14 protein-coding genes are annotated in these 17824 nt (G+C 72.6%); 10 read left to right on the top strand and 4 right to left on the bottom strand.

Annotated features, from left to right (window positions below; genetic code table 11):
* Positions 1–39: 39 nt before the first annotated feature.
* Positions 40–2130, bottom strand: a complete 2091-nt coding sequence (locus MXD59_RS10970; protein ID WP_248824582.1) for a DUF4012 domain-containing protein — start codon at positions 2128–2130, stop codon at positions 40–42.
* Between the two features lie 110 nt (positions 2131–2240).
* Positions 2241–4253, bottom strand: a complete 2013-nt coding sequence (locus tag MXD59_RS10965; protein ID WP_248824581.1) for a polysaccharide biosynthesis tyrosine autokinase — start codon at positions 4251–4253, stop codon at positions 2241–2243.
* 117 nt (positions 4254–4370) lie between these two features.
* Here MXD59_RS10965 and MXD59_RS10960 point away from each other — a divergent pair, with 117 nt between their 5' ends.
* The gene (locus MXD59_RS10960) at positions 4371–6365 is read left to right on the top strand and encodes a nucleoside-diphosphate sugar epimerase/dehydratase (RefSeq protein WP_248824580.1); all 1995 of its coding nucleotides are present in this window, start codon (positions 4371–4373) and stop codon (positions 6363–6365) included.
* 284 nt (positions 6366–6649) lie between these two features.
* On the opposite strand, the gene MXD59_RS10955 is transcribed toward MXD59_RS10960, so the two are convergent.
* Entirely contained in the window at positions 6650–7696 is a 1047-nt protein-coding gene (locus MXD59_RS10955) for an NAD-dependent epimerase/dehydratase family protein (protein ID WP_248824579.1), read from the bottom strand.
* Positions 7697–7893: 197 nt separating this feature from the next.
* On the opposite strand from MXD59_RS10955, the gene MXD59_RS26380 reads away from it, so the two are divergent.
* The 3 genes from MXD59_RS26380 to MXD59_RS10940 all read left to right on the top strand — a co-directional run bounded on the left by MXD59_RS26380 (position 7894) and on the right by MXD59_RS10940 (position 10386).
* The gene (locus MXD59_RS26380) at positions 7894–8757 is read left to right on the top strand and encodes an LbetaH domain-containing protein (protein ID WP_308301689.1); all 864 of its coding nucleotides are present in this window, start codon (positions 7894–7896) and stop codon (positions 8755–8757) included.
* A gap of 313 nt (positions 8758–9070) precedes the next feature.
* Complete coding sequence (locus MXD59_RS10945; protein ID WP_248824578.1) at positions 9071–9826, top strand: tyrosine-protein phosphatase; 756 nt, start codon at positions 9071–9073, stop codon at positions 9824–9826.
* A gap of 74 nt (positions 9827–9900) precedes the next feature.
* Positions 9901–10386: a lytic transglycosylase domain-containing protein gene (locus MXD59_RS10940; protein ID WP_248824602.1), complete on the top strand. Its 486-nt coding sequence runs from the start codon at positions 9901–9903 to the stop codon at positions 10384–10386.
* A gap of 49 nt (positions 10387–10435) precedes the next feature.
* Here the strand turns inward: MXD59_RS10940 and MXD59_RS10935 are convergent, their stop codons facing one another.
* Positions 10436–10642 (bottom strand): RNA-binding S4 domain-containing protein, encoded by a 207-nt coding sequence (locus MXD59_RS10935; RefSeq protein ID WP_175084788.1) that lies wholly within the window; start codon positions 10640–10642, stop codon positions 10436–10438.
* A 160-nt stretch (positions 10643–10802) separates the two neighbouring features.
* On the opposite strand from MXD59_RS10935, the gene MXD59_RS10930 reads away from it, so the two are divergent.
* The 6 genes from MXD59_RS10930 (at position 10803) to MXD59_RS10905 (ending at position 17803) form a co-directional block, all read left to right on the top strand.
* Positions 10803–12335 (top strand): PucR family transcriptional regulator, encoded by a 1533-nt coding sequence (locus MXD59_RS10930; protein WP_248824577.1) that lies wholly within the window; start codon positions 10803–10805, stop codon positions 12333–12335.
* A gap of 215 nt (positions 12336–12550) precedes the next feature.
* The gene (locus MXD59_RS10925) at positions 12551–13591 is read left to right on the top strand and encodes an ACP S-malonyltransferase (RefSeq protein WP_248824576.1); all 1041 of its coding nucleotides are present in this window, start codon (positions 12551–12553) and stop codon (positions 13589–13591) included.
* Positions 13588–14526 (top strand): beta-ketoacyl-ACP synthase III, encoded by a 939-nt coding sequence (locus MXD59_RS10920; RefSeq protein ID WP_248824575.1) that lies wholly within the window; start codon positions 13588–13590, stop codon positions 14524–14526. The genes MXD59_RS10925 and MXD59_RS10920 overlap by 4 nt, the downstream gene beginning before the upstream one ends.
* Before the next feature lie 106 nt (positions 14527–14632).
* Positions 14633–14878 carry an acyl carrier protein gene (locus MXD59_RS10915; protein ID WP_163548692.1) on the top strand — a complete coding sequence of 82 codons (246 nt, stop codon included), beginning with the start codon at positions 14633–14635 and terminating at the stop codon, positions 14876–14878.
* Complete coding sequence (fabF, locus tag MXD59_RS10910; RefSeq protein ID WP_248824574.1) at positions 14875–16101, top strand: beta-ketoacyl-ACP synthase II; 1227 nt, start codon at positions 14875–14877, stop codon at positions 16099–16101. The genes MXD59_RS10915 and fabF overlap by 4 nt, the downstream gene beginning before the upstream one ends.
* A 298-nt stretch (positions 16102–16399) precedes the next feature.
* Complete coding sequence (locus MXD59_RS10905; protein ID WP_248824573.1) at positions 16400–17803, top strand: acyl-CoA carboxylase subunit beta; 1404 nt, start codon at positions 16400–16402, stop codon at positions 17801–17803.
* Positions 17804–17824 lie beyond the last annotated feature (21 nt).

Raw genomic sequence — 17824 nt, 5'->3', positions numbered from 1 at the left:
GTACGCAGGAACTACTCTCCGTGTCCATGACCTCAGGAGCTAGTTAGTAACTCTGCGTGACCATGGCGGGACGACCTGGACACCCTGGACGAGAAGTTCCTCGGGGACGGGAAGCGGCTGTGGACGGACAGCCACCACCGGCCCGGCATGCGGTTCGAGCACCTTGACCGTCAGGGTGCGGGTGACACCGCGGTCGAGAGTCAGATAGGTGGAGACGACCGGCAGGCCACTCTCGGTGCCGGCATCCATGCCGATGGCGTGGCCGTCCATCTGGGCGCCGGCGAACAGGCTGCCCCGTCCGGTGTAGATCGACAGCCAGATGTTGTTCTGCGCCAGGGGATTGCCGTTGGGGTTCGGCTCGTCCTCGCGGTTGCGGACGTAGGCCGACAGGCCGTCGGGGGCGGTGTTGGTCAGCTTGATCACGATGGTCACGGCGCCGCCGCCACCGGGCATTCGCTGAACCTGGTAACTGACTCTGCGTCGCAGCCAGTAGTCAAGCTTGCTCGCTGTCGCATTCTGCGTGACGACGGCGAGGTAGGGGCCGTCCCCGGTGGGCAGCGCGCCGCCCAACGCCGTCCCGGAAAGAACGTCCTGCTCGTCAGCGTGGTTGCTGGACACCAGCAGTCGTCCTTCGCGGGCGGCGCGGGACAGCGCGGTCAGCAGCTTCGGCGTGTTCCCACTGCCCGATTCCACCGCCGCGTAGGCGGCCTGGCCGACCTCGGCGAAGAAACGGTCGCGGCCGGCCACCGTCGGTATGCGCGCGTACACCTTCGACTCGACCAGATCGACCAGAGAACCGGCGGTCACCACCTCGCCGTCCGGCAACACCGCCGGACGACTCGCCGCCAGCAGATAGGCCAACGTGGTCGGATCGACACTGATCGTGCCGTCCACATCGATGCCGGTTCCGGCCCGGTACAGGCCGGTGTAGAGGCGGCCCGCGGTCGGGTAGTCGGGCGTCAGGTTCGCGTTCGCCCACACCCGGTCCGGCCAGAACGCGCCGTAGCGCGCCGCGAACGGGCCGTTCAGGGCCACCGCGGGGTTTGCCTGGGTCGGACCGCCGGGAAGCGATCCGTTACCGGCGATGTCATCCAGGGACAGCTCGCCTCGCCGCGCGGTGAGCAGGCCGAAACCGCCGATGATGCCACCGTTCGCCCGGGACTCGGCCGGGTTCTGCACGATCAACAGGTAGCGCCGCGTCCCCTGCGCACCCAGCATCGCCGGGCCGATCCGGGCCGCCAGCGCCACGCTGTCCAGGGCGTCGGAGAGGCTGGTGCCGCGCTGGATCACCTCGGCGCGGGCCGCGTCGACACCGCTGATCCGGCCCGTCCAGCCGCAGTGTGGGCTGGCCTGCGCGGCCGCCCGCAGCGCGTCGAGCGCCGCCGTCGCCCGCTGTGCCGGGACCCGGGCCGCGGCCAGCGCGTCCACGTTGATGCTCATCTGCCGCCGCAGCCGAGCCGGGTTGAGATCGTCACCGAGGTCGGCCACCGCGGGCAGTCCGGTCGCCGCCATCGTGTCGAACGCCCGCACGAGCTGGGCCGCCGAACGCAACGGGCAGCCCGCCCAGGGAACGTGCCCGAAGGCCGACCAGACCGGGTCGTCGGTCAGCGCACGCGCGGCCCGGGCCTTCTCACCGATCGCGGCGACCTGGGCGCTCAGCTGCGCCCGCGCCGGCAGGTCGCCCGCCAGCACCTGCTGCTGCAACACGGCGACACGCTCGCGCGCCTGGTCGAGCTGGGCCCGGACCAGCAGGGCGCGTACCCCCACCCAGCCGAGCAGCCCCACCACCACGACGCCGAGCACGATGGTGCCCCCGACCAGCCGGCGATGCCGAGCCCACCAGCCCGGCCCCGGCTCCCCCGGCCCCGTGGGGTCCTTCGGTTCGCCCGTGCGACGGTCGGCGCTGGGCTCCCGCGGCGTGCCGGGATCGTCCGTGGACGTCACCGGCGCCGCGGCCGCCCCGGGGACGGGGACCGCGGCGGGAACGGGGACGGGGATGGCTGAGGTGGTGTCCGGGGCGGTGTCCGCGCCGGGCTGACGAGGGATGGCCTGGGGCTCGCCCAGGTGGGTGTGCGGCGGCTCCAGGTCGGTGTGCAGCGGCTCCAGACGGGTCGCGCCCGGGTCGAGCACCCGCGTCGCTGGTGACGCGGGTGCTGGTGGTGCTGGTGGTGCTGGTGGTGCTGGTGGTGCTGGTGGTGCTGGTGGTGCTGGTTCCTGCGGTTCCCCCGAAGCCCGCGCCGTCACCGATCCGAGCCGGCGTCGGCGCCGGCCGGCCCGGTCGTGTGCGGGTCGCCGTCGGCGGCGTCCGGCCGGTCGCCTCGACCCGCAGCGGGCCGGGACCGCTCGGCCGACGTCGGCTTCGCCGCCACCCGGCCGGCCGGGATGCCGACCCGCGTGCCCGCGGCGGCACCGGCCGGCTGCTGCCTGGGCTGTTCGGCATCGATCGGTTCACGCGCGGACGGCACAGCGACCCCCGCCGCGGCACCTCGGCCACCGCCGGGCTGCCCCCCGCGGCCGGCACCACGCCGTCGTCCGCCAGCGGAACCCACCGCCGAACCGGCCTGGTCGGACCCGCGAGCCGCCCGCCCACCGGCCCGATGCTCGGCACCTTCCAGCTCGGCATCCTCCAGCTCGGCCGCGTCAGGATCGGCGGCCCTGGTGGTGTCGCTACCGGTGCTGTCGTCGGCGTCGAGGTAGGCGTCCCGCGTGCTGCGGATGCGGACGGCGGCCGCGTCCTCGGTGTCCGGGTGGGCGGGGGTGGCGTCCGGGTCGGAGCCGAACAGGGGGTAGCTCGTCCCGGACGGCCGCGACGGGCGTACGCCGGCCTCCGTGGCGGCCGAGCGACGGGCCCGTTCGGCGCCCCGGGTGTGCCGTCCATGCTGGACGTAGCTGCTGTACTGGCCGTAGTAGTGGGCGTCCGGACCCTTGGTCGGGACCATGTTCAGGACGGTGCCGACCACCCGGGCGTCGACGGCACGCAGCGCGTCGGCGGCCTGGCGCAGCTGCTCACGACGGGTCTTGCCGATCCGGGCGACGAGCAGGACGCCGTCGGCGCGGCTGGCCAGGACCGCCGCGTCGGTGACGGGCAGCAGCGGCGGGGCGTCGATGAGGACGAAGTCGAACCGGGCGTGCAGCACGTCGAGCAGATCGGCCATGTTGCGCGAGCCGAGCAGCTCACTCGGGTTGGGCGGGACCGGTCCGGAGGCGAGCACCTCGATGCGTCCGGAGCCGACCCGACCCTCGCCCCAGGGCTGTAGCACGTCGTCCAGGTCGGCGGCGCCGATGAGGACCGAGGTCAGGCCCGCGGCCGACTCGACGCCGAGGTAGGCGCTGAACGACGGGCGGCGCAGGTCGCCCTCGATCAGGCAGACCCGGTGGCCGCTCTGCGCCAGGCTGATCGCCAGGTTGCAGACGGTGGTCGTCTTGCCCTCGCCGGGTACCGCGCTGCTGACGATGATCGAACGCGGGTCGGCGTCGACGTCGACGAACTGCAGGTTGGTGCGCAGCTGGCGGAACGCCTCCGCGCGGGCCGAGTGCGGGCGGGCACTGGTGATCAGCGGATGCCGCGCGGTGTCCGCGTCAAAGATGATCATAGCGAGGTTCGGCAGGTCGGTGGCCTCCCGCGCGTCCTCCTGGCCGGTGAGGCTGGTGTCCAGGCGGAAGCGCAGGACGGCCGCGCCGACCCCGAGGATCAGTCCGAGCAGGATGCCCAGCGCGTAGTTGCGGGTGGGCTGCGGCGAGACCGGCGAGGTCGGCAGCTTCGAGCGCTCCCAGACACTGACCCGCACCGTCGGTGGACTCTCCGAGTCCGTGGGCGCCTCGATCTCGGCGACGGCGCGGGAGAACTCTGTCCCCACCGCGTCCGCGATGGCCTGTGCCTGGCGCGGGTCACGATCCTGGATAGTCGCCTTGAGCAGCACCGTGTCCGGCACCGCCGCTGCGATGATCTTCGAACGCAGCTCCTCCGGCGTGATGCGCAGGCGCAGTCTGTCGATGACCGCACCCGCCACCCGGTCGCTGGCGACCAGGTTGGCATAGGACTTCACGCGCTGCTGGGACAGCAGACCACCCTGATAGGCGGACGCGGCGCCGTCGGCGTTGTCCGGCGAGGAGACGACCATCGTCACCGAGGCCGCGTACACCTTCGCGGAGCGCCAGGTCAGCAGGCCCGCGAGCCCCCCGCCGAGAACCACGATGGCAAGTATGAGCATCCAGCTGCGGCGAAGGACGCGGACATAGTCGCGCAGTTCCACTCGTCGACCACCCTCCCGGGATGAACACCCCGACCACCCACCGTCATTGAGTACCCCCCCAACATACTCGGTGGGTAGTCATTCTTTTACTCTGCGTTACCCTTACTCTATGACCCCATGTGGAGACGTAGAGTAGACGGCGCGGTAGGTGCTCGGTGGACGGCGCACTTCGCGCGGCGCGTGTCGCGCCTGGAGCTGCGCCAGCGTGTCGGATTGCAGATCGCGCTCGACAGCCTGGCGATGGTCCTCGGACTCACCGCAGCGCAGATCGGACGGTTCGACTTCACCCTCGGCGCGCTGTCGAGCCTCGGCTTCTGGGTGATCTGCGCGCTGGCGGTCTGCCTGCTCCACTTCCTCGGCACCGCCCTGCACCTCTATCTGGGGCGCTACCGGTTCGGCGGCTTCGAGGAGATCCTCGGCCTGCTGGTCGCGGTGGTCGCGACGATCGTCGGACTCACGATCGTCATCGCCGCGTTCGGCTCGCCCCGGCCGATGCCCCTGAGCGTTCCGCCGCTGGGCGGCACGGTGACCCTGGTGGTGATGTTCGGGGTCCGGTACTCCTGGCGGCTCGTCGAGGAGCAGCTGTTGCGCCCCGACCGGGCCAGTGCCGAACCACTGCTGGTCTTCGGCGCCGGAGCCGGCGGCGAAAGCGCGCTGGCGGCGATGCTGCGCACCGCGGACAGTCCCTACTACCCCGTCGCGCTACTCGACGACGACCCGAAACTGCACAACCTGCGCCTGTTCGGCGTGCCCGTGCGCGGCGGACGGGAGGCGATCGCCGCCACCGCCGTCGCCAGTGGCGCCCGCACCCTGCTGGTCGCGATTCCGAGCGCGAACGCACACCTGCTGCGGGAGCTCACCAGAATCGCCGAGGACGCCGGGCTCGCCGTAAAGGTCGTACCCCGGGTCGCCGACCTGATCGACGGCCGGGTCGGCGTCGCCGACATCCGTGACCTCGACCTCGCCGACCTGCTCGGACGCCGCCAGGTCGCCACCGACATGACCGCCGCCGCGGGCTACCTCAGCGGCCGTCGGGTGCTCGTCACCGGCGCCGGCGGCTCCATCGGCTCGGAACTGTGCCGACAGATCTCCGCCTTCACCCCCGCCGAACTCATCATGGTCGACCGGGACGAGTCCGCCCTACGCGCCGTGCAGCTGTCGATCTCCGGGCAGGCGATGCTCGACGACGAGTCGATCGTGCTCGGTGACATCCGCGACGTCGACCTGATGACCCGGCTGTTCGAGCAGCGTCGCCCGCAGGTCGTCTTCCACGCCGCGGCGCTCAAGCATCTGCCACTACTCGAGCGCTTCCCCGGCGAGTCGGTGCAGACGAACGTCTGGGGGACGCTGACCATCCTGCGCACCGCCGCGGCCTGCGGCGTCGACCGGCTGGTGAACATCTCCACCGACAAGGCGGCGAACCCGGTCAGCGCCCTGGGCTACTCCAAACGGATCACCGAGCGTCTCACCGCGCACGTCGCCGCCGCCGCGACCGGCACCTTCGTCAGCGTCCGCTTCGGCAACGTGCTCGGCAGCAACGGCTCCGTACTGACCGTGTTCGCCGGCCAACTCGCCGGCGGCGGCCCCCTCACCGTCACCCATCCCGACGTCACCCGCTACTTCATGACCATCCCCGAGGCCGTCCAACTCGTGCTGCAGGCCGCCGCGCTCGGTGCGCCCGGCGAAGCCCTCGTCCTGGACATGGGCGAACCGGTCCGCATCGCCGACGTCGCCCGCCGTCTGGCCGCCCGCGAACCGCGTCCCGTCGACATCGTCTACACCGGACTGGTCACCGGCGAGAAACTGCACGAGGAGCTCTTCGGCGACGACGAGTCCGACCGGCGCCCGCACCACCCACTGATCTCCCACGTGGACGTGCCCGCGCTCGACCCCGCCGCCGCCCTCGCCCTCGATCCCTGGGCCCCCCGCACCGAGGTCCTCGCCGGTCTGGCCGCCCTGGCCCACCCCGCCATCACCCCCGCGCCCACGTCCGCCCCCACCCCGGCCGCCACGTCCGTCCCGGCTTCCGTTCCCGTCCCGGCCGCTGGGCTGATTCCCCGCCAGCCGACCCAGCAGCGCTCCGATCCGGCCCGTCCCACGACGCCGTCCTGACCGGCCACGGACTCCGCGTCACATCCGGCCTGGTTCGTCGCCTGAGAACGGCCGGCGGGCCCTCCCTGGTGAGTCCCGGCCTGGTGAAGTCCGGCCTGGCGAGCCCGGCCTGGTGAACCCGCCGGACGGAGACGTCCAGCGCGGACGGCGACGGCGCCAACGGATCGGGGGGACACCGCGCGCATGGCAGCGATAGGACCACCATGCGCGCACCTGCGGTTTCGCCATGACAGCCCGTGGCTGATCTCGTGGATGACAGGCGGAGGTCATCCACGAGAAGCGACCTACCGCGAGTCGGAACCCGGGGGTTCGGTGTCGGCGGTTTCGGCGGGATGGGCGGAGCGGGAGGAGTCGGCGGGATGGGCGGTGTCAGCGGAGCGGGCGGCGGGGACGGAGTGGGTGGGAGTGAGGCCGCGCTCGGTGTACCAGGCGACGGTGGCCTCGAGAGCGGTGGCGAGGTCGACGCCGTCGGCGTCGGGGAACAGCGCGCGCATCGTCGCGGTCGCGGCCTGCGAGTCACGGACGTCGCCGGAGCGCGGCTCGTCATGGCGGACCGGCAGGGCGCGACCGAAGATCCTCTCCAACTCGCGGACAACCGTGAGCAGTTCGGTCTGGGTGCCGAAGGCGATGTTGACCGGGTCCGGGTGGCTCAGGCGGCGTAGCGCCGCGTCGCACAGCAGGCCGGCGACCCCGGAGACGTAGGTGAAGTCGCGGGTCTGGTGGCCATCGCCGTGGACGGTCAGGGAGCGGCCGGCCAGCGCGGCCTCGATGAAGGCGGGGATGACCGCCGCGTAGGCATGTCCCATCGACTGGTACGGCCCGAACACGTTGAACAGGCGCACGGCGAGCACCGGCAGGCCGAAGCCGGCCCGGTAGCCCAGCGCGTAACCCTCCGCCGCGAGTTTGGAGGCGGCGTAAGGGCTGCGTGGCCGGCAGGGGGACGCCTCGACGCGGGGCAGGGTGCCGCCCGCGCCGTACACCGAGGACGACGAGACGACCACGACGTGGGTCTCGTCCCGCTGGGCGACGTCGAGGACGGTCAGGGTCCCCGTGGCGTTGACGGCGTGGGTGGCCATCGGGTCGAGCAGGGAACGTTCCACCGACGGCCGGGCGGCGAGGTGCACGATGCTGTCCGCGCCGAGGCAGGCCTGTTCGACCGTGGCCCGGTCGGTGATACTGCCGACGACCAGCCGCACGGGCAACCCGGCGAGGTTGGCCACCGCGCCCGTGCTCAGATCATCGAGCACGACCACCTCGGCGCCCGCCGCGAGCAGCGCCCTGGTCAGGTGAGCACCGATGAAGCCGGCCCCGCCCGTCACGACTACCTTCACCGATCATCACCCTTCGAGTTTGTAAGGATGCCAATAGTAGTCGGTTCGAGTCGGCGTCACCCACCACAACCACTCCGACACTCCGCTCCCCCCTTCGCCCCCTTTGCCACCCCCGCGCGACCGGCCGCCTACGCCTCCAGATTGACACTCTGCGTGTTGTGTTGATTGCAGAGAGTGTCGAATCTAGTGTGCGGCGAGTGCCAGGCCTTCCTCGACCACTGGTGATCGTGGGTGCCGGCGGATACGGCCGGGAACTGCTGGATGTGGTGGAGGCCGTCAACGCCACGCGCGCCCCGGCGCCCTACGCCTTCCTCGGGTTCCTCGACTTCCCCGGCGGCCTGATCGATGACGACGCCGCGCCGGACGAGGACTCGAAGGCCCTGGCCCGCCGCGGCGCGGAACGTCTCGGCGGCCTGGACCTGCTCGGCCGCCTCGACGCCGACTACCTGATCGGCGTCGAGGACGCCGCGGCCCGCCAGCGCATCGACCGGTACGCCTCGCTGAACGGACGGCGCCCGGCCACCCTCGTGCATCCCCGGGCGAACCTCGGCGGCGATGTCCGGCTCGGCCCGGGCACCATCGTGTGCGCGCTGGCCAGCATCACCACGAACGTGCGCACCGGCCGGCACGTCGTGGTCAACATCGCCGCGAGTGTCGCGCACGACTGCCGGCTCGGCGACTACGTCACCGTCGCGCCGGGTGCCCGGATCGCCGGCGGGGTCGCCGTCGGCACGCAGGCCTGGATCGGCGCCCAGGCGAGCATCGTCGGTCCGCGCCATGTCGGCGACCGGACCGTGGTGGGCGCCGGCGCCGTCATCACCGAGGACGTCCACGCGTCCACCACCACCGAAAACGCCAGCGGCACCAGGAACGCCAGCGGCACCGAAAACGCCAGCGGCACCAGGAACGCCAGCGATACCGGGGATGCCAGCGATACCGGGGACACCCCTGTCGCCCGGGGTCCCGGGGACGCCAGCGGCGTCGTGGACGGTCCGGCCGGGTCGTCCCGTTCGAACCGAGGGGTGCCCCCGGAACAGCGCGACGCGCCACTGGCCGGCTAGGCGGACGTTCGTGGATCCGGGGCTGGCGCGGTCAGGGTCCGAAGTGTGGTCGCTGGGCACGGTGATAGCCGCATGGGCGAGCACGGATCGGGGGGCGCCACCGCGCATGGCGGCGACAGGACCACCACGTGCGCGTCGGGTGGTTGCGCGGTGACAGTTCATCGAGGGCACGGACAGCGAAGATGGTCGAAGATCCACGAGAGGCGACCTGCGCCTCGTGCGCCCCGAAGGGCCGCCTGGGTGACCCCAATCCGTCGATTGAATGCCGTGAAAGGGTGGGTGACCGGGCACACGAGCGGCCTAGGATCGACTCGTGGATCGCTGGTTCAATCTGACAGGCTGCGACAACGTCCGCGACCTGGGCGGTCTGCCGACCGTCGACGGCTCCCTCACCCGCTATGGCGCCTGTCTGCGCGCCGACTCGGTGCAGATGCTCACCCCTGGCGACGTCAGCCTGCTGCGCGACTCCTTTGGGCTGCGCGCCGTCCTCGACCTGCGGGCCAAGGAGGAGGCGCTGCGCGAGGGGCGTGGTCTGCTCGCCGAGGAGGACGTCGCCTATCACCACCTGTCGTTCCTGCCCGGAGAATGGGTGATGCCGGACGATCCGCGTTTCCCCGCGATCGTGCGCGACCTCAGAACGCAGGACCGGGTGGAGCACTACCTGGACTACCTGCGCCTGGCCGGCCCCGCCGTCGCCACGGCGCTGCGGGTGCTGGCCCACTCGGATACCGGCCCCGCGCTGTTCCACTGCGCCGCCGGCAAGGACCGCACCGGCGTGCTGGCCGCGATGCTGCTGAGCATCGCCGGGGTCGAACGCTCGGCCATCATCGACGACTACACACAGACCAACGAGCGGATCGAACGGGTCAACGCCCGGCTGGCGGATCGGCCGTCCTACCAGCGCCAGATCAAGCCGGACAGCGCCGGGCAGCTGTCCTGCCTGCCAGAGGTCATGGTGGGCTTCCTGGCCGGGGTCGACGAAGGCTGGGGCGGTCCGGCCGCCTGGGCCCGCGCGTCCGGCGTCACCGAGGCGGAGCTCGCGGCCCTGCGCACCACACTGGTCGGCTGATCCGGTCCGGCGCGCCGCACCGGATCGCCTGGCCGGTGCCCGCACGAGCGATCATCGCCGTGGTGCTCACCGTCATGGCCCTGTCGACCTCGGTGGGTTGCGATGTGCTGCGCCGTAACCGGCACGTCCCCGCGGATCTGGTTCCCGTGTTCCAGGCCGCCGTCGCCCGCTACGGCGGTGGGCTCACCGCGGCTCAGCTCGCGGCGCAGGCCCGGGTGGAGAGCCGGTTCAACCCGCGCGCCGTCTCCCATGCCGGCGCCCAGGGGATCATGCAGTTCCTGCCCGCCACCTGGCGGGAGGTCGGCCTGGACGGCAACCAGGACGGGCGGGCCGATCCGATGGACCCGCACGACGCCATCCCGACCGCCGCCTACTACGAGTCGCGGCTGGCCAGACAGGTCGCGGGCCTGCCCGGGGACCGCATCTCGCTGATCCTCGCCGCCTACAACGCCGGCCCCGACGCGGTGCGCACCGCCGGCGGCATCCCCGACATCGGGGAGACCCGCCACTACGTCGCCCGCGTCCACGACTGGGCCAGCACCTACGCCGACCAGCTCTGACCCCCGACCAGCACCGACCCCCGACCAGCACCGACCGCCGGTCCCTCGCTCAGCCGACCCGCAGTTCCTGACCGGCCACCACGACCTCGTCCCCGGGGACGAGCTGACGCCCGCGGCGGCTCTCCACCTCGCCGTTGACCCGCACCACACCCCCGGCCAGCAGCCCCTTGACATCCGAACCGGCGTCGACCACGTCGGCGAGCTTGAGGAACTGGCCAAGCCGGATCGCGTCACCCTGAATACTCACGTCTCGCATCCCCCCAGCATCACCCATGGACGTCACCCCGCTGCCGGGGCCGCCCGTCCATCCTCGGTCCGTGCGCGCTCCACCGCGTACGGACTGGTCCCTCGACGTCCAGCGCGCCTGACAGCGGCAATCCGACCCGACCGGGCGCGGCTGAGGCATGCTGGCGAGCGTGGCAGGTATCCCCCCGGATGCGTCCGAGTCGCCAGCGCCCGACGATGCCAGACCGGCACCCGTCGAGCCGCCGGCCGGCGATGACCTTCCCGACCAGCGCACGGCGACGTCCCGCTCGCTCGGCGCCGGTCCGGCGAGCGAGCAGGCGGTGCGGCGGGTGGAGCTGGCCAGCGGGATGCTCGCCTCCCGCGCGGTCGCCCGGATGCACGAGGTGCTGCCGTGGTTCCCGGCGATGTCGGCACGGCACCGGGCCGGCATCCAGCTCGTCGTGCAGGCCGGGATCTCCTCGTTCGTCTGGTGGTGCCGGCGGCCGGAGCACGCGCGGGAGCTGTCCGAGGACGTCTTTCGGGTCGCGCCACGCGAACTGGTCAGGGCGGTGACGTTTCGTCGGCTGGTGGATCTCGTCCGGGTCGCGGTGGAGGCGATCGAGACCGAGGTGCCGAACCTGGTCGGGCCGGATGAGGAGCAGCGCCTGCTCGCGGACGTGCTGCGCTACTCGCGCGACATCGCCTTCGCCGGCGCGGTCGTCTACGCCCGTGCCGCCGAGGAGCGCGGTGCCTGGGACGCCCGGCTGGAGGCGCTCATCGTCGATCACGTGGTGCGGGGGGAGGCGGACCGGGCCCTGCCGTCGCGGGCCGCCGCGGCCGGGTGGCGCAACCCACCAGCCGTGACGGTGATCGTCGCTCGGGCCGGCAGCGACGCGCCGGAGGTGGTCGTCGACGAGGCGCACCGCCTCGCCCGGCTGACCGGCCTCGAGCTGCTGGCCGGTGTCCACCACAACCGCCTGGTGATGATCGTCGGGGGAACGTTCGCCACCGCGGACGACGGCATCGGACGACCCGAGGACGCCGCGGTCCTCATCCCGGCCGGGACCGCCAACGGCGGCGGCGCCGGCGCCGGCGCCGCCGCGGCGGGTGGCGGTGCCGGCGGTGCGGGCAGTGGTGGTGTCGGTGGCGGCGGCGGTGGCGCCGAGACAGGCGAGGCAGGCGCCGCGGCGGCCCGGCTCGCCGCCGCCGCCCGGCGGGGTACACCGAAGATCGAGGTGCGCACCGCGCTGGACGCGGCGCGGGCCCTGCTGCCGGTGTGTGAGCCGGGACCGGTCGTGGTCGGACCGGTGGCCACCGACCTCACCGGCGCGCCCCGCTCGGCGCGGATCGCGCTCGCCGCCACCGACGTGGTCGCGGCCTGGCCGGCGGCACCCCGACCGGTGCGGGCCCGGGCGCTGCTGCCGGAACTCGCCCTCGCCGGCGATGCCGACGCCCGCCGCTCGCTCATCGACGAGGTGTACGTACCGCTGCGCGACGCCGGCTCGCCGCTGCTGGAGACCGCCGGCGCCTACCTCGATTTCGGCTCCTCGCTGGAGGCCACCGCGCGCGCCCTCTACCTGCACACAAACACAGTGCGTTACCGTCTGCGGAAGGCGGCTGACGTCTGCGGTCTCGACCCCGCAGATCATCGGGAGCGGTTCATCCTGCATGTCGCGCTGGTCCTGGGGCGGCTGGACAGTATGTCATCTACAGGGCAGGTCTGACTTGTCCCACCGTCACGCACGCGGAGCACCGCACTGCGAAACCCGTCACATCCGGCGATTTCGCTGCTCTTTCCCGCGAAGGTGACCGATACGCGCAGCAGGAACGATGCACTTCGTCCTACTGATGAGTTTGTAGGACGTCTACAAAGCCCGGTCGACACATCGGTGAGTCGCCGCCAGCGACAAGTGGTCCTCGCGAAGGGTTAGGTAAACAGGTGCTCGCGATCCTCGCACCCGGCCAGGGTGCACAGACTCCCGGACAGCTTCGCGCCTGGCGCGATCTCCCCGGGGTGGAGGACAGACTGCGCTGGTGGTCAGCCGCGGCGGGCCTCGACCTGCTGGCGGCCGGCTGCGACGCCGGGGCCGAGACGATCCGGGACACCGCGATCGCCCAGCCACTGATCGTTGCCAGCGGCCTGGCCGCCGCCGAGCAACTCGGTCTGCCGCTTCGATCCCTGGCGGCTCCCGAGCACGGCGCCGCGATCCCGGACGTCGAGCTCGGCTCGCTGGTGCTGGCCGGCCACAGCGTCGGGGAGATCACCGCGGCGGTACTCGCCGGCGTGCTGACGATCGAGCAGGCGCTGGTGCTCGTGGCGCTGCGTGGACGGGCGATGGCCGAGGCATCGGCGCGCACGGCCACCGGGATGACGGCGCTGCTCGGCGGCGATCCCGAGGTGGTCACCGCCCGACTCGCCGAACTGGGCCTGACCGCCGCGAACCGCAACGGTGCTGGTCAGATCGTCGCCGCGGGCACGATGACCGATCTGGCCCGACTCGCCGAACAACCGCCCGCGGGGGTGCGGCTGCGCTCCCTGTCGGTGGCCGGCGCCTTCCACACCCACCACATGGCTGCGGCGCGCGAGACGCTGGCCGCGGTGGCCGGCGGGCTTCGTCCCGCGGCCCCGGAGGTGGCCATCGCGTCCAACGCCGACGGGGCGCTGATCGCCGACGGCGGCGAGCTGCTCACCCGGCTGGTCACCCAGGTCGCCGCGCCGGTGCGCTGGGACCTGTGCCTGGCCACCCTGCGCGAACGGGGGGTGACGGCGATCATCGAGCTGCCACCGGCCGGCACCCTGGCCGGGATCGCCCGCCGTGAGCTGCCCGGTGTGAAGATCCTCGCGGTGAAGTCCCCCGAGGACCTGAGCGCGGCCCGCGACCTCATCGCCGAGCACGCGGGCCCACCGGCCAGCGTGCCCGACGGGGTGCGACCACGCATCTCCGCCGAGGACGACGCGCTCGTCGGGAGGCAGGTATGACCGGCGCCAGGATGCTCGGGCTCGGGGTGTACCGCCCGGCCCGGCTGGTCACCAACGACGAGATCGCCGCGCGGGTCGACACCTCCAACGAGTGGATTCGTTCCCGCACCGGCATCGTGACCCGCCGGATCGCCGACGACGAGGAGACCACGGCCGTGATGGGCGCGGTGGCCGCCGAGAAGGCGCTGGCCTCCGCCGGTCTGACCGCCGACAGCATCGACCTTGTCATCGCCGCGAGCTGCACCTCCCCGTCGCAGATCCCCGGGGTCGGCCCGCAGATCGCGCACCGGGTCGGCGCGTTGCGAGCCGGCGCGTTCGATCTCAACGGCGGCTGCGCGGGCTTCAGCTACGCCATCTCCACCGCGGCTGACATGGTCCGCGGCGGCGGTGTGCGCCATGTGCTCGTCGTCGCCACCGAACGGCTCTCCGACTACACCGACTGGGATGACCGTTCCACGTGCATCCTGCTCGCCGATGGCGCCGGCGCGACCGTGGTCGGCGCCTCGGACACCGATGAGATCGGCCCGGCGGTGTGGGGCCACGACGGCTCCCGTCACGAGGCGATCCAGGTGCCCGGCGGCGGCGACAACCTGTTCCGGATGTCCGGCCAGTCGGTGTTCCGCTGGGCCATCTCGCTCGTACCGGCGGTGCGGGAGGTCTGCGAGCGGGCCGGCGTGGCACCCGAGCAGCTCGCGGGTATCGTTCCGCACCAGGCCAACCTGCGGATCGTCGAGGCACTCGCGACGGGCATCGGCGCCACGAACGCCGCCGTCGCCCGCGACGTCGTCGACTCGGGCAACACCTCCGCCGCGAGTATTCCGCTGGGGCTTGCCCGCCTGCTCGACGCCGGCGAGATCCGCCGCGGCGACCCGGTCCTGCTGTTCGGTTTCGGCGCCGGCCTGACCTACTGCGGTCAGGTCGTGCGCTGCCCATGACCAGCACCACCACCCTGACCCCGACCCACGTCCCGCGGCCAGCGCCCGCAGCGGTCGCCTGACCGCGAGCGCACCCGCCAGACCCCACTGCACAGGAGGCACCACCATGTCCCAGGACATCCTCGCCGGTCTCGCCGACATCCTCGAAGAGGTTGCCGGCGTCGACCCGTCGGACGTCACTCCGGACAAGACCTTCATCGATGACCTGGACGTCGACTCGCTGTCGATGGTCGAGGTCGTCGTGGCCGCCGAGGAGAAGTTCTCGGTGAAGATCCCGGATGATGACGTGAAGTCCCTCAAGACCGTCGGCGACGCCGTGTCGTACATCCAGCGGGCGGGTGTGGCGGCATGACCACCACCCCCAGGCAGGTCGTCGTCACCGGCCTCGGGGCAGTAACTCCCCTCGGTGGCGATGTCGCCACAACGTGGGAGGGGCTGCTCGCAGGCCGCTCCGGCGCCCGACGCATCACCGAGGACTGGATCGACGAGCTCCCGGTCCAGATCGCCGCGCCGTTGGCGGCCGAACTCCCCCTGGGCCGGGTGGAGGCGCGCACTCTCGACCGCAGCCAGCAGATGGCTCTGGTCGCCGCCCGGGAGGCGTGGGCCGACGCCGGCACCCCCGAGGTCGACCAGGAGCGCCTCGCGGCCTGCGTCGCCTCCGGCATCGGTGGGGTGCTGACGCTGCTCACCCAGCACGACGTGCTGCGGGAGAAGGGACCGCGACGGGTCTCCCCGCACACGGTGCCGATGCTCATGCCCAACGGCCCGGCCAGCACGATCGGGCTCGCGTTCGGGGCGAAGGCCGGGGTACATGCCCCGGTCAGCGCCTGCGCTTCGGGCTCCGAGGCGATCGCGCTCGGCCTGGACATCATCCGGGCCGGGCGTGCGGACGTGGTGATCGCCGGTGGCACCGAGGCCGCGATCGCCGCGCTGCCGATCGCCGGCTTCGCGCAGATGCAGGCGCTGTCCCGCCGTAACGACACCCCGCAGACCGCGTCGCGACCGTTCGACAAGGCCCGCGATGGTTTCGTGCTCGGCGAGGGCGCGGCGATCGTCGTGCTGGAGGCCGCCGAGCACGCGACGGCCCGAGGCGCCCGGGTACACGGCGTGCTGGCCGGCGCCGGGATCAGCTCGGACGCCTACCACGTCGCGGCGCCCGACCCCGAGGGCGCGGGCGCGGCCCGGGCGGTGCGAGCGGCGCTGCGTTCGGCGTCGCTCACGGCCACCGACGTCGTGCACATCAACGCGCACGCCACGTCGACCCCGGCGGGCGACCTCGCCGAGGCCGTGGCGCTGCGCTCGGCGATCGGCGACCACATCGACCAGGTGGCCATCACGGCCACCAAGTCGATGACCGGGCATCTGCTGGGTGCGGCCGGCGCGGTCGAGGCGATCGCCACGATCCTCGCGCTGCGCGAACGGATCATCCCGGCGACCCGCAACCTCGACGCGCTCGACGACGAGATCGCCCTCGATGTCGTCGCGGTCGACAACCGCACGATCACCCGTGGCGCGGCCCTGTCGAACTCGTTCGGCTTCGGCGGCCACGACGTCTGTCTGGCCTTCACGGTGTGAGGGGCCGTGCCGGGCGGAGCATCCCACCGCCCGGCACGGCCTGCCGCCGACGCCGCGGCCCACCGGCCCACAGCGCGACCGAGACCGCCGCGGCCCGCCCCGACCTCCTCCGCCACCCAGCGCTACCTATCGCCGTGACGCGGGCAGTTCCCTGTTGGCACGGCCACACCCAGCCCACGGGCGGGTGCCCATCGTCGCCGGACCGTGAACCGACGGGAACCGGCGAGCAGGCCCGGACGGTCGCCCGTCGACCTTCCGCCGATTCCAGTCCGACGCCGTCCAGGCAAGGAGACGCACGGTGAGTCTGTCCACACTCGACCGAGTCGACCCACGCACGCCCGAGGCTCGGCTCGCCCGGTTCTTCGACCCCGACACGCTGTCCGTGTTCGCGGCCACCGACCGCAGCGGCGTGGTCGCCGGCCATGGTCTGGTCCGCGGCAACGAGGTCGTCGCCTTCGCGACGGATCCGACGGTACAGGGTGGCGCGATGGGGCGCGACGGATGCGCCCGCATCGTCCACGCCATCGAGTCCGCGGTGCGCCTGGGCTGCCCGGTCGTCGGTATCTGGCACTCCGGCGGCGCGCGGCTGCAGGAGGGCGTCGCCTCGCTCGACGGTGTCGGGCGCATCTTCGCCGCCACCGTCCGCGCCTCCGGGCGCATCCCCCAGCTCTCACTGGTGCTCGGTGCGGCCGCCGGTGGCGCCGCCTACGGCCCGGCGCTGACCGACATCGTCATCATGGGGCCCGAGGCCAAGGTGTTCGTCACCGGCCCGGACGTGGTCCGCTCGGTGACCGGCGAGGAGTGCACCGCCACCAGCCTCGGCGGCCCGGAGGTGCACTCCAAGCGCAGCGGGGTCGTGCACGTGACGTGCGACTCCGAGGAACAGGCGATGGAGCGCACCCGGGAACTCGCCGAACTGCTCGCGGACCAGCGCGACATCGGCGAGGTGCCCGACCGCGAGCTCGCCGACCTGCTGCCCGAGAACCCGCGCCGGGCCTACAACGTGCGCCCGCTGGTCAGTGCGGTGCTCGACGGTGAGGGTGTCGAGCTGCACCCGAAGTGGGCGCCGAACATCGTGACCACCCTCGGCCGCCTCGGTGGGCGCACCGTCGGTGTGGTCGCGAACAACCCGCTGCGCCGCGGCGGCTGCCTGGACTCGACCTCCGCGGAGAAGGCCGCCCGCTTCGTGCGCATGTGCGACTCCTTCGGGGTGCCGCTGGTCGTGCTCGTGGACGTGCCCGGCTACCTCCCGGGGGTCGGCCAGGAGTGGGAGGGCGTCGTGCGCCGCGGCGCCAAGCTGCTCTACGCGTTCGCCGAGTGCACCGTGCCGCGGGTCACCGTGGTCACGCGCAAGTCCTACGGCGGTGCCTACATCGCGATGAACTCCACCTCGCTGGGCGCCACCGCCGTCTACGCCTGGCCGAACGCGCAGATCGCCGTGATGGGCGCCGAGGCGGCCGTCGGCATCCTGCACCGACGCACGCTCGCGGACGTGCCGGCCCAGCGGCGACCCAGCGTGCTCGCCGAGCTCACCGAGGAACACGAGCGCACCGTCGGCGGGGTGGACCGCGCCGTCGAGCTCGGCGTCATCGACGCGGTCATCACACCCGGCAACACCCGCGGTGTCATCGCCTCGGCCCTGGCGGGCGCCCTCGGCGACGCACGGGCGCACAAGAACGTGCACGGCAACATCCCGCTGTAACGGCCCACGGCTGCGACCTGG

Origin of the sequence: Frankia umida (assembly GCF_023242945.1) — a bacterium.
GTDB lineage: Bacteria > Actinomycetota > Actinomycetes > Frankiales > Frankiaceae > Frankia > Frankia umida.
The sequence above is the reverse complement of the archived record's forward strand: the minus strand, read 5'-3'. Positions and strand labels throughout refer to the sequence as shown.

Coding starts and splice junctions, on each gene's coding strand:
- MXD59_RS10960 (WP_248824580.1), top strand. CDS start 4,371: ATGTGGAGACGTAGAGTAGACGGCGCGGTAGGTGCTCGGTGGACGGCG.
- MXD59_RS10940 (WP_248824602.1), top strand. CDS start 9,901: ATGGCCCTGTCGACCTCGGTGGGTTGCGATGTGCTGCGCCGTAACCGG.
- MXD59_RS10935 (WP_175084788.1), bottom strand. CDS start 10,642: ATGCGAGACGTGAGTATTCAGGGTGACGCGATCCGGCTTGGCCAGTTC.
- MXD59_RS10920 (WP_248824575.1), top strand. CDS start 13,588: ATGACCGGCGCCAGGATGCTCGGGCTCGGGGTGTACCGCCCGGCCCGG.
- MXD59_RS10915 (WP_163548692.1), top strand. CDS start 14,633: ATGTCCCAGGACATCCTCGCCGGTCTCGCCGACATCCTCGAAGAGGTT.
- fabF (WP_248824574.1), top strand. CDS start 14,875: ATGACCACCACCCCCAGGCAGGTCGTCGTCACCGGCCTCGGGGCAGTA.